Genomic DNA, 16042 nt, shown 5'->3' with positions numbered 1-16042 from the left:
GTTTAGTAATTACAAATTTCATTTAAAATCCAAACATAGTCAGCTCTGTTTTCAACAAAATCCTTGTTGGAAATATCTATAATTTTAACATTAAAGTCCGTTTGGGTTTTTAAAAAATCTAAGTAACCCGTATTAATTTTTTCTAAATAGGCATCAGCTATATTTTGTTCATAATCACGTCCGCGTTTCTTTATATTGTCTTGTAAACGTACTGTGTTTTGGTATAAGTATACATACAAATCGGGTTTTCGTAATTCATTATACATTAAATAGAACAACTTTCTATACAATTTAAACTCGTCTTCCTGCAAGGTTACTTTAGAGAATATAAGAGACTTAAACACATCATAATCGCTTACAATAAAGTCTTTGAACAAATCTAATTGCGAAAGGTCATCACTAATTTGCTGGTACCTATCGGCAAGAAACGACATTTCAAGCGGAAAAGCATACCGCGAAGCATCTTCGTAAAACTTTGGTAAAAATGGGTTATCTGCAAAGCGCTCTAAGATGAGTTTCGCATTAAAATGGTGCGCAATCTTGGTGGCTAAACTTGTTTTACCTGCACCTATATTGCCTTCAATGGCAATGTAATTGTATTTTGAGAAATCGAAACCCTTACTGGGGTTTTTTAGCCATATATTAATAGGTTCCAACACACTAGCATCTAAGCACGCCTTCAACAATTCCGCTACCGTTTTATGCTGCTTTTGGTGCACCAGCAATGGCGCTATATCATTAAGGGGCTCCAGCACAAACTTACGCTTATGCATTTCTGGATGTGGCACTTTTAAGGTTGGAGTATCTATAACCTGGTCTTCCACAAAAATAATATCCAAATCGATGGTGCGCGCTTCATAGGTATTGGTCTGCGTTCTAAATCGGCCCAAATCAGTTTCTATTTTTAACAAGGCCTGTAATACATTTTCTGGCGCTAAATAGCTTTCCAAAACCAAACAACAATTTAGAAAATCGTCTCCTTCAAAGCCAAAAGCGGGCGATTTATAAACTTTTGAAATCCTGATAATTTGTCCAACCCGATCATGAATAAGGTTAATAGCCGATTGCAAGTTGTTAAGCTTGCTTCCTTTATTACTGCCTAAAGCTATATAAAATGTTGTTGGCTCTATCATAAGTACTAGCAAATTAACTAAAACAAAATTTATTCTTTTATATTTACGTAGCCTATTTATTCACAATATATAATATGACTTTAAAAGACAAACTGGCCGCCCAGCGCATTTACATGCTTTTAGGTGCTTTATTTATAACCTCACTTGTTGTTTCTAACTTAATTTTTCAGAAGTTCTTTTATTGGTATCCGTTTGATGTTGAAATTTTTGGGAGTAAGTTATTTGTGGTTTCTGTTGGCATTTTACCATATCCTATTACTTTTTTAATTACGGATTTAATTAGTGAAATTTATGGTAAAAAACGTGCCAATCAAGTTGTGGTAACTGGTATTTTTGCTTCCCTGTTTTCTGTACTTATTGTTTTTGTGGCAGACCTAGTTCCTGCTGTGGCAGATTCACCTATTGACAATACGGTGTTTTCAAACGTGTTTGGAAGAACTATTTTAGCTGTAGGTGCGAGCATGACAGCTTATTTGTTTGCACAATTTGTTGATATTCAGATATACCATTTTTGGAAACGCTTAACCAAAGGCAAACATTTATGGCTAAGAAATAATTTTTCTACCTGGCTCTCGCAATTTGTTGATACCCTTTCGGTTGTTCTATTATTATGTTTGTTTAAAGTGTTGCCCTGGCACCTTTTTGAAGGGCTCTTAATAAGTGGTTTTCTATTTAAGGTTTTCGTCGCTGTTTGTGATACGCCTTTAATGTATTTAGGGGTTTATTTATTTAGAAAACGATTTAACTTAAATGCAAATGAGGAAATTGCCCTATTGTAATTTTATACAAAGCTTAACTTCAAAAATTAGGCATTTTTATATGTTTATATTTATTTTTACACTAAAGACCTAAACAACATGCTCTTTTGTGCAAATGCAGTTCTTATGGGTGTTTCATCTTTTTGTACTGTTTGCACGTATATCTTTTTGTAAATTAAACCAGTCCCATTAATCTAAATAATTATAAAAATTGAAAAAGGCTTTAAAAATTTTCGGAATCTCAATACTTATCATCATAGCTCTATTAGTTGCTATTCCCTTTGCGTTTCAATCTCAAATTAAAGATTTGGTTAAACGTACCATTAATGAAAACCTAAACGCTAAAGTAGAATTTAGTGATGTAAATTTAAGTTTCTTAAGACGTTTTCCTAAAGCTCATGTTCGTGTAAATGATTTTGTTATCACCAATTTCGAGCCTTTTAAGAACGATACTTTGGTAAGTGCCAAAAGTATGTCCTTTACAATGTCTATCAAAGAGTTGTTTAAAGATACCAGTAAAGAACCCCTTGTTATAAATGCCATTGGTATTGACCAAGCCAACTTAACCTTAAAAACTGATGCACAAGGCAATAGCAATTACAACATTACCAAGGATACTAATGAAGTAGATGACAACGACTCTAGCAGTTTGGCATTCGACATTGAAAACTATAGCATTAGTAACAGTGCCATTACTTATATAGATGCCCTTTCTAAAACCTTAATACACATTACGAGTCTTAACCATGAAGGACGTGGTGTCTTTTCGGCCGAAAGCTCGGAGTTGGACACCAAAAGCGAAGCCAATGTAAGCTTTACGCTAGACAGCACTAATTATTTAAACAACAACCCTGTAAAATTAGATGCCTTAATTGGCTTGGATTTAAACAACAACAAATACACGTTTAAGGACAACACGGGCTTTATCAATAAGTTACCTTTGGAATTTAAAGGCTATGTGCAAGTGCTGGAGGATGGACAGGATGTAGATATTACCTTTGAAAACCCAGAATCTGATTTTAAAAACTTCCTAGCAGTAATACCAGAAACGTATTCTAAAAATATAGAAGACGTAGAAACCACTGGCGAATTTAAAATAAAAGGCACTATTAAAGGTAAGGTAACTGATGAAACCATTCCTACTCTAAACATTCAAATAACATCAAATAACGCCTCCTTTAAATATCCTAACCTACCTAAACGTATTGAAAACATTGTTATAAATACTTCTATTAAAAACACAACGGGGTATGCTGATGATACTTATGTTGATATCAACACCCTGAACTTTAAAATTGACAATGATGTTTTTAAATCATCGGCCACTTTAAAAAACCTAACTAAAAATATGTTGGTGAATGCCCATATAGATGGTGTTTTAAACTTAGCAAACCTTACCAAGGCCTATCCCATTGATTTAGAAACTCCCTTAACCGGTATCTTAAAGGCAAATGTTTCAACAGCTTTTGATATGGATGCTATAGAAACCAATGCCTACCAACGTATAAAAAATAGTGGCACGGCCAGTATCAGCAACTTTATGTTTTCGTCTGATGCCATGGTAAAACCCATTCATATTTCTGAGGCAGCTTTAACATTTACCCCAGAAACTGTTTCGCTTAATAACTTTAAGGCTAAAACTGGCGACAGTGATATTAGTGCTACTGGAAGCCTTAAAAATCTGATTGGATTTGTATTGAACCAAAATACCCTTCAGGGTCATTTTAATGTTAATTCCAATCTATTTAAAGTGAGTGATTTTATGTCTGAAAGTGAAACCACTACCAGTGATGATAAAACAGACCAGACCGAAGCCCTTAAAATCCCAGCTTTCTTAGAATGCACCATTAATGCCAATGCCAATACTGTAGTTTACGATAATTTAAATTTACAGGACGTTAAAGGCACACTAACTATTAAAGACCAACAAGCAAGCTTGAGCAATTTAACATCCCGTATTTTTGATGGCGCCTTGGCTGTAGCTGGTAACATTTCAACTAAAAATGATGTTTCTACTTTTAACCTCAATTTGGGCGCCAATGGTTTCGATCTTGCTAAGTCCTTTAAAGGTCTAGATTTATTACAACACATAGCACCTATAGCAAAACTATTACAGGGTAAATTAAACTCTACTTTAAGCTTGGCTGGTAATTTAAATAACGACTTTACACCTAACTTAAGCTCTGTATCTGGTAATGCCTTGGCTGAATTATTAAGCACGAGTATTAGCACAAACCAAAGCGATCTCCTTAGCAAGTTAGAAGGCTCGTTAAACTTTGTAGACTTTAGCAAGCTTAACCTAAAAGATTTAAAAACCAAACTTGAATTTGCCAATGGCAAAGTAAGCGTTAAACCATTTCAAGTTACATATAACGATATTACTATTGATATTGCTGGTTCGCATGGTTTTGATAACACACTTGCCTACAGTGCTGTTTTTAATGTTCCAGCAAAATATTTAGGTACCGAGGTTAATTCATTAATTGGAAAAATAGATAGCGAACAAGCCAAAAATATTTCTATTCCAGTTACAGCTAATATTACCGGCAATTATACCAACCCAAGTATAAAAACCGATTTATCAAGTGGTGTTTCCAACCTAACCAAACAACTTGTTGAAATTGAAAAACAAAAACTGTTAAACCAAGGTAAAAATAAAGCTACAGATTTATTGGGTGAATTAATTACCGGCAATAAAAGCAAAACAGACTCTCTTAAAACCAAACAAAACAATACGGTTAAAGATGTTTTGGGCGGCATTGTTTCTAGTAAAACAGTTACGGACACTACCAAAACAACCCAAACTGACTCTGCCAAAACCAATACTAAAACAACCATTAAAAATGTACTTGGAGGCCTTTTAAGCGGCAATAAAAAAGCAACGGATACGGTTAACTAATCCAAGTAGTTTTTCTTTATTTCCAGTTTTTGAAAGAAAACTACCCATTTATTAGGTTTTTTCAATAAAAAAGTTAAGTTATAAAAAAATAACTTTAAACACTATAATACTATATGCGTCAATTAAAGATTACAAAACAAGTTACTAACCGAGAGTCTAAGTCTCTGGACAAATACCTTCAAGATATTAGCAAAATACAACTTATTACTGCTGAAGAGGAGGTGGAGTTGGCACAGCGCATTCGTTCTGGTGACCAAAAAGCTTTAGATAAACTCACAACAGCCAACTTACGTTTTGTAGTTTCGGTTTCAAAACAATACCAAAACCAGGGACTTACATTACCCGACTTAATAAATGAAGGCAATGCCGGATTGGTTAAAGCCGCTAAGCGCTTTGATGAAACTAGAGGTTTTAAGTTTATATCCTATGCTGTTTGGTGGATTAGACAAGCCATTCTGCAAGCCCTAGCAGAACAGTCAAGAATTGTACGGCTTCCTTTAAACAAAATAGGTTCTATAAATAAGATAAACAAAGCCTATTCCTTTTTAGAGCAATCGCACGAACGCGCTCCCAGTGCCGAAGAAATAGCAAACAACCTCGACCTATCTGTAAATAACGTAAAGCAATCCATGAAAATTTCAGGCAAGCATGTGTCTATGGACGCTCCGTTTAAAGAAGGTGAAGGGTCTAATTTATATGATGTTGTATCATCCAATGAATTACCTCAACCAGACAACAACCTGATAAACGATTCCTTAAATGTTGAAATCAATCGAGCTCTAAATACCTTGTCTCCCAAAGAAGCCGAGGTAATCCGTCACTATTACGGTATAAACAAAAAACAACCTATGAGCTTACAAGAAATCGGTGAGGCTTTTGGTTTAACACGCGAACGTGTTAGGCAGATAAAAGAAAAGGGCATTCGCCGACTTAGGCATAAATCAAAAAGTAAAGTATTAAAAACGTATTTAGGATAATCCTAAAACACTAAATCTATTAATTAAAATTATACATGTTAAAAATTATTGTAAAAGAAGGCGAAAATATAGAACGTGCCTTAAAACGTTATAAAAGAAAACACAGAAATATTAAAGTGATGCAAAACTTAAGAGATGGCCAGTTTTTTACAAAACCATCTGTTAAAAGACGTCGCGAAATACAAAAAGCTGCATATATTCAAAACATTAAAGATCAAGAAGACATTTAATGCTTAATCCCAATAATATCCATAACCCCAAATGCAAACACCTGTATTTGGGGTTATTTAATTTATGGTAATAGCCACTACCAAGCCTTCGTTGGCACGTACATTAAACACGGTATTATCTTCAAAAATTAAATACTGTCCCTTAATGCCAACCAATGTTCCTGTATATTGTTGGGCTTTAATAATATTCAAACTTTTAGGGGTTTTGGGGTATTTAACCACAGGAAAATCCAAGTTCGTTTCGGTATTACTTTCAATAAAATAATCTTTAGCCTCGTCAGGAATATATTGTTTTAAGCGCTCACGCCATGCTACCAAATCTTCATCCTTAATATCATTTTTAAGCATATTGCGCCAATTGGTTTTATCACTTACATAGTCTTTTAAAGCCACCTCGGTAATACCCGCCAAATAGCGGTTGGGCACCTCAACAATTTCAATAGCTTCATGAGCACCTTGGTCTATCCACCGAGTTGGTACCTGGGTTTTTCTAGTTACCCCCACCTTAACATTACTAGAATTGGCCAAATAGACAATATGTGGTTGTAATTGCACTTTCTTTTCGTATTCCAAATCACGGTCCTCCTTATCTAAATGCGCAGTGCTTAACTCGGGGCGCATAATCCAATCAGCTGCCTGAGGAATCTCAAAAAAACAGCTTTTACAGAAACCTTGTCTGTAGATAGGTTTATCCAATCCGCAGTTTAAACATTGGTTTTTAACAAATTGCATAGTGATGGTTTTGTTCAGCAATTGGTTCATATTCAAAAAATCCGTTTCAAATACCAAATAATATTGAATAGGTTGCGAAAACTCAGTTTCCATTTTTGTTAAAACGCCTTGGTAGGTCATGAAAAAAAGTATTATTTTTAAAAAAATAAATATAACATAAATATGCCAATACCTATAGTAAATTCGATTGCTTCTTGGTTTCTAAAAAAACGATTCCATCAAATAGAATTGTTCTTAAAATATCCCAATGAGGTACAAAATGAGTTACTATTAAGTCTTGTAGACATTGCTAAAGACACCGAAATTGGCAAAGAATACGATTTTGCATCTATAAAAAACTACAGAACTTTTGCCGAGCGTGTTCCCATAAAAAATTATGATGGTTGGCAAGATATCATTGAACGGTCCATGAAGGGCGAAACCAATCTATTTTGGCCTAACCCTATTAAGTGGTACGCAAAATCCAGTGGCACTACACGGTCCAGAAGTAAATTTATTCCCGTAAGCCAAGAATCGCTAGAAGATTGCCATTATGCGGCCAGTAAAGATTTGCTTTGTATGTACCTAAATAATAATGAGGACTCCCAATTATTCACGGGCAAAAGTTTACGTTTAGGGGGCAGTAAGGAATTGTTCAGGGAAAACGGAACAGTGTTTGGAGATCTCTCTGCTATTCTTATTGATAACATGCCTTTTTGGGCAGAATTTAGCAGCACCCCAAGCAATAAGGTATCACTTATGAGTGATTGGGAACATAAAATGCAAGCCATTGTAGACGAAACCATAAATGAAAACGTTACCAGTTTAGCAGGCGTACCCTCTTGGATGTTGGTGTTGCTCAACAATGTACTAGATACTACTAATAAAAAAAGCTTGCATGACATTTGGCCTAATCTGGAAGTGTATTTTCATGGTGGGGTAAGTTTTACACCATACAAAAATCAATACAGAAAGATACTTCCTAAAAATGGCTTTAAGTATTATGAAATTTACAATGCTTCAGAAGGCTTCTTTGCCATTCAAGACCAAAACAACTCAAACGAATTACTGTTAATGCTCGATTATGGTATTTTCTATGAATTTATACCAATGGACATTTATGCCACTCCTGAAGAGAAAGCCATTCCTTTAGACGCAGTGAAACTACATGAAAATTATGCCGTTATCATTACCACCAATGCTGGACTTTGGCGCTATAAAATTGGCGATACCGTTAGGTTTACTTCTTTAAACCCATATAGAATAAAAATATCTGGACGTACCAAACATCATATTAATGTATTTGGCGAAGAACTTATTATTGAAAATGCCGAAGATGCCCTTAAGAAAGTCTGCAAACGTACCAAAGCAGAAATTGTAGATTATACAGCTGCTCCTATTTTTATGGAGGGCAAGGAAAAGGGGGCACACGAGTGGCTTATTGAGTTTAAAACACTACCCAAAGACCTCGATTACTTTATTGAGTTGTTTGACAATGCCCTAAAAGCCCTCAATTCAGATTATGAGGCTAAGCGCTATAACAATATAACACTTAATAAGCCCAAAATTAATTTAGCCCGAACCAATTTGTTTTACGACTGGTTAAAACAAAACAATAAATTAGGGGGACAGCACAAAATTCCCAGGCTATCCAATACACGGGATTACATGAATGAGTTACTACAAATGAATGTTTAAAAATGGCTATTTTACCGACCAAGTGTTGGGGTCAAAGTTTTTAAACGAGTATTTCGTCTTATAATCTAAAACCCTTTGTAAAGGCTTTGCCAAGTGTTTAATTAAGTATACTTTTAAACAAGTTTTAAGAATGATTTAAAATTTTACATAAGCATATCCATTATATTAATTAATATCCATAAAACAAAAACCACGCTATTAAGCGTGGTTTTTTTATATATAATTTTTTAGATATTAGACTGTTTCACTCTTAGATAAAAAGACCTGACTTGTATTAGCCACTTAGTAAGGCAGGATTGCTGTCTCTATTCTCTTCTCTCTTCTCTCTTCTCTCTATTCTATATTCTCTATCACGAAACAGCTTTGAGTTTCTTTAATGTTATTTTAGTTAACTTATTCTCAGCATAGGCTTTTGTAACATTCAATTTTTTATCATCACTACTAGGTAACTCAAACATGGCATCGGTTAAAATTTCCTCGCATAAAGAACGTAATCCTCTTGCGCCTAGTTTATATTCAATGGCCTTTTCTACAATATAGCCTAAAGCACCATCGGTAATGGTAAATTCAATGTCATCCATTAAAAATAGTTTCTCATATTGTTTAATAATGGCATTTTTAGGCTCGGTAAGGATGGCTCTTAAGGTATCGGCATCCAATGGATCCATATAAGTCAACACAGGTAAACGCCCAATAATTTCTGGTATTAAACCAAAGTCCTTTAAATCTTTTGGTATAATATATTGTAAAAGGTTGTCTTGATCTACTATGTTATCAGACATAGAGGCACTGTAACCTACCGCCTGCATGTTAAGTCGTTTAGAAATAACGCGCTCAATGCCATCAAAGGCACCGCCTGCTATAAATAAAATATTTTCGGTATTAACTTCTATGAACTTTTGGTCTGGATGCTTACGCCCGCCTTTGGGTGGTACATTAACAACGGTGCCTTCCAATAGTTTTAAAAGCGCCTGTTGTACCCCTTCACCAGACACATCACGCGTAATGGAGGGGTTGTCGCTTTTACGAGCTATTTTATCTATTTCATCAATAAATACGATCCCTTTTTCTGCCTTTTCCAGATTATAATCGGCCGCTTGCAACAAACGCGTTAAAATGCTTTCAACATCTTCCCCAACATAACCCGCTTCGGTTAGTACTGTGGCATCTACAATGGCCAATGGCACATTAAGCATTCTAGCTATGGTTTTTGCCATTAGGGTTTTACCTGTACCTGTTTGTCCAACCATAATGATATTACTTTTTTGAATATCAATATCGTCTTTGGTTTTAGTTTGAAGTAAACGTTTATAGTGGTTATAGACAGCAACAGACATCACTTTTTTTGTAGTATTCTGGCCTATGATATATTCATCTAGAAAGGCCTTTATCTGTTGTGGCTTACGTAGCTTAAGCTCAGCCGATAAGTCACTACTGTCATTTTGTTTAGATTCTTCCAACACAATACCATGTGCCTGCTCTATACATCTATCACATATATGAGCATCCAATCCTGCAATCAATAAGTTCGTTTCTGGTTTTTTACGACCACAAAACGAACATTCTAATTCTTCTTTTGCCATTAATCTATTCTATTTTTTGGAAGCAATTTGATACAAATCCCTCAATAACAATTTGTTAAAATTACAAATTTTTATTTAATTACGTGATAAAATCTCGTCAATCATACCATATTCCTTGGCTTTGTCGGCTTTCATCCAATAATCTCTATCACTATCTTCATATACTTTATCGTAATCTTGACCAGAGTGTTTACTTATAATATTATATAACTCTTCCTTTAAGGTTAGTATCTCCCTAGCGGTAATTTCAATGTCACTAGCCTGGCCTTGTGCACCTCCCAGTGGCTGATGAATCATCACCCGAGAATGCGTTAACCCACTACGTTTACCTTTAGTACCCGCACACAACAACACGGCTCCCATAGAAGCTGCCATACCTGTACAAATGGTTGCTACATCGGGCTTTATAAACTGCATCGTATCATAAATACCCAATCCTGCATACACACTCCCACCTGGAGAGTTAATATAAATTTGAATGTCTTTAGAGGCATCCGTACTCTCTAAAAACAACAATTGAGCCTGTATAATATTGGCCACTTGATCATTAATGGCCGTACCCATAAATATAATACGATCCATCATTAACCGAGAGAACACATCCATAGCTACCGCATTCATTTGGCGCTCTTCAATAATATTGGGGGTTAAGTTGGTTGGGTACATACTACTAATTATTTTATTGTAGTAGGTACTGCTGATACCTTGGTCTTTTATCGCGAATTTTTCAAATTCTTTTGCGTAATTCATAGTTACTTATGCTTTATTTTGAGTTAAGTTTTTGTAATTAACTGCGTGTTAATAAGTTGTTCTCTTTAAAAAATTTGAACAGCTAGAAACAACACAAGGTCATTAACAAATTAGGCGCTAAAATCAATTAATTCTAGCGCCTAAATATAAGGAATTATAAGATAAATGATTATTTATCGCCATAAACTTCTTTTACAAAATCTTCATAGCTTAACTCTTTTACCTTAATATTTGCTTTTTCTTTGTAAAGTGCTAATAATTTCTGACTTATCAATTGTTCTGATATACGTCTTGCTTCATCTTGGTTAGACAAAATACGTGCTGCAATATCATCCAATTCTTTGTCTGATGGGTTGGTTTGACCAAACTGTGCCATTTGTGCTTTAATCATTTGTCTGGCATGGTTTTTAATATCATCCATTGTTACCTGTATATCATGATCGGTAATTAGTTTTCCCTCAATTAACTGGTAACGCATACTTTTTTCAGACTTCTCATACTCTTCTTTAGCTTGGTCACTGTCCATAGGTTGCTCACCGGCTGTTTGCATCCATTTTTGTAAAAACTCAGAAGGCAAATCAAATTTTGTGTTTTCAACCAAATACTCGGTAACGTCATTTAAAAGTTTTTGATCGGCCTGTTGTGCAAATTGCTTTTCGGCATCTTCTTTAATTTTGGCTTTTAATTCGGTTACGGTAGTTACCACTCCTTTGCCAAACAATTTATCAAACAACTCTTGGTCCAGGTCGGCCAGCTCACGTGCATTAATTTCAGAAATGGTAAATGTTACCTCTATATCTAATCCGTGTACCTCATCGTGCCCAAGTTTTAAAGCGTGCATTAATTCATGCTCGTCATCATAAAGCCCTTTGGTTTTTAATGTGATAACATCACCTACTTTAGCACCAATAAACTTTTTCTCGGTTGTTTTTCCTTTAAATTTATCTAGGGTAAGGGTTACTTTGTTTTCTATTTCACGTTCTTCATTTTTAAAAACCCCAGTGATTTCACTGTCTTTATCAACTTCTGATTGCGAAATTAATTTCCCATATTGTTTTTGAATGTTTTGAACTTGCTCGTCAATCATTTTGTCATCTGCAATAATATTATATTGCGTAATGGCCTTTTTGTTTTTTAGGTTAACTTCAAATTCTGGCGCTAGCCCTAATTCAAATTCAAAAGAAAAGGCATCGGCATCCCAATCGATTTGATCTTGAGGCTTTGGTAATGGCTGTCCCAATACGTCTAATTTCTCTTCTGTTAAGTATTTGTTCAATGCATCTTGCAACAATTTGTTTACCTCATCAACCAATACCGCTTTACCATATTGCTTTTTTACCATCCCCATAGGCACATGTCCTTTTCTAAAACCAGGAATGTTTGCTGTTTTACGGTAATCCGCTAATATTTTTTCAACTTTATCGCTGTAATCTTCTTTAGCGATATCTACTTTTACTACAGCATTTAATGCATCAACGTTTTCTCTTGTAATATTCATTTTAAATGATATAAAGCCTGTAATTAGGCATTTAACAATTTATATTTTTAAATACGAAAAAAATGTAATTAAAATTGGGTTGCAAAAATATAACATTTTTCACAACCCAACAAAGTTTTAATTGCTTGATTTTAAGCTATTTTTTATCTTCTTTTAAAAGCGAATGCAATATAGATTGCAATATGGAAAGCAGGATACTAAATAGTATGGCCATCCAAATGCTACTTACTGAAAATCCAGCGATTAGATTATCGGCCAATAAAATAATCAAGGCATTGATAATCAATAAAAACAGGCCTAATGTTAAAATGGTTATTGGCAAGGTAAATATCACCAAAATAGGCTTTACTAACAAGTTTAAAATGGAGAGTACCACGGCTACTATAATGGCGGTAAGATATCCATCTACATAAACACCCGACAGCAATTGTGCTAATACAAAAACAGCAATAGCATTCAATAAAAGTTTGATAATTAAATTCATACGATTTTAGTTTTAAATTTTAAGCCACCAATAAAGTAACGACTTTAAAAACTAAAGTTAGTGAATTTATTAAAACCTAACCAATAAAGTGCATAACAGCATCAAAAAAGTCCTTGGGGTTTTCGGCATGCAACCAATGCCCAGCATTTGCTATAGTTACTATTTTGGCTTTTGGAAAATGATTTACAATCATCTGTTCGTCGTCCATACTTATGTATTCAGAGCGGTCGCCCCTTAAAAACAAGGTGTCCTTATTAAAGCTAGCATGCGATGGCAGTGCTTCGCCCACCTCGCCCACTTCATTCTTTAAAACCTGAAGGTTTAAACGTAAAGCCAATTGGCCTTTTTCAACCCAGTACAAGTTCTTTAATAAAAACTGGCGTATTCCTAAGTCTGAAATATAATGACTTAAAGCTTTATCGGCTTGCCCCCTACTTTTAATAGTATTAAAATCCAGTGCACTCAATCCGTTTAAAATGGCATCGTGATGAACCGGATAAAACCGTGGTGCAATATCGGCAACCAATAATTTAGATACCAATTCTGGATATTGGGTTGCAAATAACATGGCTGTTTTTCCTCCCATGGAATGCCCCAGTAATACAATGTCACTCAGGTTGTGCGTGTCGCAATAATGTTTTAGGTCTTCTACTAAAACCTCATAATTAAATACGTTATCATGAAAACTATGTCCATGGTTACGTTGGTCTACTAAGTGCACTTCATAATTTTGTTCACTAAACTGCATGCCCAGGGTTTTCCAGTTATCACCCATGCCCAAAAAGCCATGTAAAATAATAAATGGACGCCCAGAACCTATAATATTTGAATGTAATAACATGTTTTGGATTTACGATGTACGATTTTGGATGTACGATTTACGATTGTGAATACTGTACTTGAAATTTTTCACTTTTCATTTTTCGTTTTTCACTTTTAGCTTTTCACTTTTAGTTATTAGCTGTTAACTTATGCAAATACATTTGAATGACATTCTCCACCCCCAAATATAAACTCTCTGCAATAAGCGCATGCCCAATGGACACCTCCAATAAGTTAGGAATGTTGTCTTTAAAAAACTTTATATTGTCCAAAGACAAATCATGGCCTGCATTTACCCCCAAACCTAAATCATTGGCCAATACGGCACTTTCAACATAAGGGCTAATGGCGGCCTCGTTACCCAAACTATATTGGTGGGCAAAGTTTTCAGTGTACAATTCTATACGGTCGGTTCCCGTTGCTTTGGCACCTTCTATTTGCTTTAGCACAGGATCAACAAAAATAGAAGTCCGTATTCCATTTTGCTTGAACTCCTTAATAACATCTACCAAAAAACCTTTATGCTTAATGGTATCCCAGCCAGCATTACTGGTAATAGCATCAACAGCATCGGGCACTAAGGTTACCTGAGTAGGTTTTACACTTAAAACCAATTCTAAAAAAGAAGCTATGGGGTTTCCTTCAATATTGTATTCTGTGTAAACTTCAGGTTTTAAATCACGTGCATCTTGATAGCGAATGTGGCGCTCATCTGGTCTGGGGTGTATGGTAACCCCTTGGGCACCAAAACGCTGCACATCTTTTGCAAACTGTACTACGTTGGGCACATCGCCCCCTCTAGAGTTTCTTAAAGTTGCTATCTTATTTATATTTACACTTAACTTTGTCATGTATTGCAGTTTTAAATGACAAAAATACAAAGTAGAACAGGCTTATGTACTTTTTTTTTGATTAATTTGCATAGCGTAAAAGCATAGGGAAATGAAATTGTCTGAATGTATTATAAATGATATTAAGCCACAAAACAGTGGCACTAAAATAAGCGACCTCCAGTCGTTGTTCAATCAATTAACCTATTCCCATGTTCCTGTAGAAGACCACAACAAAGCCTATTTAGGGTGTTTTTCTGAAACCGATGCCCATTGCTTGGAAAGCAATAAAACAATCAAGGATTACATATACACCTTAGAGCCTTTTTATGTAAGGGACACAACCCTTTGGCTGGATGTTCTAGAGGCTTTTGCTGTAAATTCCACCAACATAATGCCCGTACTTAACAACAAAAATGAGTATTTGGGATATTATGAATTGAAAGATGTAATTAGCTTGTTTAGTGACTCGCCCTTTTTCTCGGAATCTGGTGGCATATTAGTGGTAGAAAAGGGTATTAACGATTATTCATTTAGTGAAATCAGTCAGATTGTAGAATCCAACAGTGGCAAAATTCTGGGGGCTTTTATTTCCAAAATGAACACCGACTTGGTACAAGTAACCTTAAAAATTGGCAATACGGGGCTTGGCGAAATCATTCAAACCTTTCGCAGGTATAGTTACAATATTGCATCGGGACACGAAGAGGACGGCTATTTAGAAAGCTTGAAAGAACGCTCGGAATATCTAAAAAAATATCTAAACATTTAAGTATGAAAGTTGCTGTCTTTGGTCGATTTTACAACGAAACTACAACAACTTCTGTAGAGCGCTTATTTAATTATTTATTAAAGAAAGATATTGATGCCTATATTGAAACTGAGTTTTTTAATCTTATAAAAAGTCAGTCGCCCAATATTGACGACTATACGTCTTTTAAAACGTTTGATACCTTAGACAAATCTTTTGACTTTTTGGTAAGTGTTGGTGGCGACGGCACCATTTTAAGGGCTATTGTTTTTGTAAAAGACATAGGCATACCTATTATAGGTATTAATACAGGACGCTTAGGATTTTTAGCAACTATACAAGTTGAGCAGATAGAAAACGCCATTCAAAATATTTTGGATGGTAAATACAAAATCTCTGAACGCAGTTTGCTATCCATAGAAACAACCCCGAAAAACGACACCATTACGGCGCTCAATTTTGCATTGAACGAGATTGCCGTAAGCAGAAAAAATACCACATCTATGATTACGGTAGACACCCATTTAAATGGGGAGTACCTTACATCATACTGGAGTGATGGGTTAATTATATCAACACCAACAGGGTCTACAGGTTATTCGCTAAGCTGTGGCGGCCCCGTTATAACACCTGGCACCAATAGTTTTGTGTTAACGCCCATTGCCCCGCATAACTTAAGTGCCCGCCCCTTAATTATCCCCGACTCTACTGAAATACAACTTCGAGTGGATGGTAGAGAAGAAAACCATTTGGTGTCTTTAGACTCTAGAATTGCGACCTTAGATAATGGCACCTTAATAAAAATTAAAAAAGCCGATTTTAAAATTAAAATGATCGATCTTTTAAATGAAAGCTTTTTAGATACCCTCCGAAAAAAACTCCTTTGGGGTGAAGATAAACGGAATTAAACAATAATTG

General features: G+C 35.2%; 15 protein-coding genes. 7 read left to right on the top strand and 8 right to left on the bottom strand.

Translation table 11 applies throughout. The features are described from left to right. Nucleotides 1-2: 2 nt before the first annotated feature. Nucleotides 3-1133: a 2-amino-4-hydroxy-6-hydroxymethyldihydropteridine diphosphokinase gene (gene folK / locus AC5SR4_RS08505; protein ID WP_495359110.1), complete on the bottom strand. Its 1131-nt coding sequence runs from the start codon at nucleotides 1131-1133 to the stop codon at nucleotides 3-5. Nucleotides 1134-1207: 74 nt separating this feature from the next. On the opposite strand from folK, the gene AC5SR4_RS08500 reads away from it, so the two are divergent. The 4 genes from AC5SR4_RS08500 to rpsU all read left to right on the top strand — a co-directional run bounded on the left by AC5SR4_RS08500 (nucleotide 1208) and on the right by rpsU (nucleotide 5997). Beyond that, complete coding sequence (locus AC5SR4_RS08500) at nucleotides 1208-1912, top strand: queuosine precursor transporter (RefSeq protein WP_495359109.1); 705 nt, start codon at nucleotides 1208-1210, stop codon at nucleotides 1910-1912. Between the two features lie 190 nt (nucleotides 1913-2102). After that, nucleotides 2103-4790, top strand: a complete 2688-nt coding sequence (locus AC5SR4_RS08495) for an AsmA family protein (RefSeq protein ID WP_495359108.1) — start codon at nucleotides 2103-2105, stop codon at nucleotides 4788-4790. 113 nt (nucleotides 4791-4903) lie between these two features. Beyond that, complete coding sequence (locus tag AC5SR4_RS08490; protein WP_495359107.1) at nucleotides 4904-5767, top strand: sigma-70 family RNA polymerase sigma factor; 864 nt, start codon at nucleotides 4904-4906, stop codon at nucleotides 5765-5767. Nucleotides 5768-5802: 35 nt separating this feature from the next. Next, nucleotides 5803-5997 (top strand): 30S ribosomal protein S21, encoded by a 195-nt coding sequence (rpsU, locus tag AC5SR4_RS08485; protein ID WP_495359106.1) that lies wholly within the window; start codon nucleotides 5803-5805, stop codon nucleotides 5995-5997. 57 nt (nucleotides 5998-6054) lie between these two features. Here the strand turns inward: rpsU and AC5SR4_RS08480 are convergent, their stop codons facing one another. Then, entirely contained in the window at nucleotides 6055-6849 is a 795-nt protein-coding gene (locus AC5SR4_RS08480) for a DUF2797 domain-containing protein (RefSeq protein ID WP_495359105.1), read from the bottom strand. Nucleotides 6850-6891: 42 nt separating this feature from the next. On the opposite strand from AC5SR4_RS08480, the gene AC5SR4_RS08475 reads away from it, so the two are divergent. Beyond that, nucleotides 6892-8406, top strand: coding sequence for a GH3 auxin-responsive promoter family protein (locus AC5SR4_RS08475; protein ID WP_495359104.1), 1515 nt, complete (start codon nucleotides 6892-6894; stop codon nucleotides 8404-8406). Nucleotides 8407-8756: 350 nt separating this feature from the next. Here the strand turns inward: AC5SR4_RS08475 and clpX are convergent, their stop codons facing one another. The 6 genes from clpX to AC5SR4_RS08445 form a co-directional block, all read right to left on the bottom strand. Beyond that, entirely contained in the window at nucleotides 8757-9989 is a 1233-nt protein-coding gene (gene clpX / locus AC5SR4_RS08470; protein ID WP_495359103.1) for an ATP-dependent Clp protease ATP-binding subunit ClpX, read from the bottom strand. A 75-nt stretch (nucleotides 9990-10064) separates the two neighbouring features. After that, nucleotides 10065-10739 carry an ATP-dependent Clp endopeptidase proteolytic subunit ClpP gene (gene clpP, locus AC5SR4_RS08465; RefSeq protein ID WP_495359102.1) on the bottom strand — a complete coding sequence of 225 codons (675 nt, stop codon included), beginning with the start codon at nucleotides 10737-10739 and terminating at the stop codon, nucleotides 10065-10067. Nucleotides 10740-10908: 169 nt separating this feature from the next. Then, nucleotides 10909-12237, bottom strand: a complete 1329-nt coding sequence (tig, locus tag AC5SR4_RS08460) for a trigger factor (RefSeq protein ID WP_495359101.1) — start codon at nucleotides 12235-12237, stop codon at nucleotides 10909-10911. Nucleotides 12238-12373: 136 nt separating this feature from the next. Continuing rightward, nucleotides 12374-12721 carry a phage holin family protein gene (locus AC5SR4_RS08455; RefSeq protein ID WP_495359100.1) on the bottom strand — a complete coding sequence of 116 codons (348 nt, stop codon included), beginning with the start codon at nucleotides 12719-12721 and terminating at the stop codon, nucleotides 12374-12376. A gap of 76 nt (nucleotides 12722-12797) precedes the next feature. Continuing rightward, entirely contained in the window at nucleotides 12798-13562 is a 765-nt protein-coding gene (locus AC5SR4_RS08450; protein ID WP_495359099.1) for an alpha/beta fold hydrolase, read from the bottom strand. A 109-nt stretch (nucleotides 13563-13671) separates the two neighbouring features. Continuing rightward, complete coding sequence (locus AC5SR4_RS08445) at nucleotides 13672-14394, bottom strand: pyridoxine 5'-phosphate synthase (RefSeq protein ID WP_495359098.1); 723 nt, start codon at nucleotides 14392-14394, stop codon at nucleotides 13672-13674. 91 nt (nucleotides 14395-14485) lie between these two features. On the opposite strand from AC5SR4_RS08445, the gene AC5SR4_RS08440 reads away from it, so the two are divergent. Both AC5SR4_RS08440 and AC5SR4_RS08435 read left to right on the top strand, forming a co-directional pair. Beyond that, nucleotides 14486-15145 (top strand): CBS domain-containing protein, encoded by a 660-nt coding sequence (locus AC5SR4_RS08440; RefSeq protein WP_495359097.1) that lies wholly within the window; start codon nucleotides 14486-14488, stop codon nucleotides 15143-15145. A 2-nt stretch (nucleotides 15146-15147) separates the two neighbouring features. Continuing rightward, on the top strand, nucleotides 15148-16032 hold the full coding sequence (locus AC5SR4_RS08435) for an NAD kinase (protein WP_495359096.1): 885 nt from the start codon (nucleotides 15148-15150) through the stop codon (nucleotides 16030-16032). The last annotated feature ends 10 nt before the right edge of the window (nucleotides 16033-16042 follow it).

It is taken from the genome of Aestuariibaculum scopimerae (assembly GCF_059428085.1).
The sequence above is the reverse complement of the archived record's forward strand: the minus strand, read 5'-3'. Positions and strand labels throughout refer to the sequence as shown.

Bases quoted from the DNA above. Each gene is read 5' to 3' on its own strand.
- folK (WP_495359110.1), bottom strand. From the start codon at position 1,133: ATGATAGAGCCAACAACATTTTATATAGCTTTAGGCAGTAATAAAGGA.
- AC5SR4_RS08500 (WP_495359109.1), top strand. From the start codon at position 1,208: ATGACTTTAAAAGACAAACTGGCCGCCCAGCGCATTTACATGCTTTTA.
- AC5SR4_RS08490 (WP_495359107.1), top strand. From the start codon at position 4,904: ATGCGTCAATTAAAGATTACAAAACAAGTTACTAACCGAGAGTCTAAG.
- rpsU (WP_495359106.1), top strand. From the start codon at position 5,803: ATGTTAAAAATTATTGTAAAAGAAGGCGAAAATATAGAACGTGCCTTA.
- AC5SR4_RS08480 (WP_495359105.1), bottom strand. From the start codon at position 6,849: ATGACCTACCAAGGCGTTTTAACAAAAATGGAAACTGAGTTTTCGCAA.
- AC5SR4_RS08475 (WP_495359104.1), top strand. From the start codon at position 6,892: ATGCCAATACCTATAGTAAATTCGATTGCTTCTTGGTTTCTAAAAAAA.
- clpX (WP_495359103.1), bottom strand. From the start codon at position 9,989: ATGGCAAAAGAAGAATTAGAATGTTCGTTTTGTGGTCGTAAAAAACCA.
- clpP (WP_495359102.1), bottom strand. From the start codon at position 10,739: ATGAATTACGCAAAAGAATTTGAAAAATTCGCGATAAAAGACCAAGGT.
- tig (WP_495359101.1), bottom strand. From the start codon at position 12,237: ATGAATATTACAAGAGAAAACGTTGATGCATTAAATGCTGTAGTAAAA.
- AC5SR4_RS08455 (WP_495359100.1), bottom strand. From the start codon at position 12,721: ATGAATTTAATTATCAAACTTTTATTGAATGCTATTGCTGTTTTTGTA.
- AC5SR4_RS08450 (WP_495359099.1), bottom strand. From the start codon at position 13,562: ATGTTATTACATTCAAATATTATAGGTTCTGGGCGTCCATTTATTATT.
- AC5SR4_RS08445 (WP_495359098.1), bottom strand. From the start codon at position 14,394: ATGACAAAGTTAAGTGTAAATATAAATAAGATAGCAACTTTAAGAAAC.
- AC5SR4_RS08440 (WP_495359097.1), top strand. From the start codon at position 14,486: ATGAAATTGTCTGAATGTATTATAAATGATATTAAGCCACAAAACAGT.
- AC5SR4_RS08435 (WP_495359096.1), top strand. From the start codon at position 15,148: ATGAAAGTTGCTGTCTTTGGTCGATTTTACAACGAAACTACAACAACT.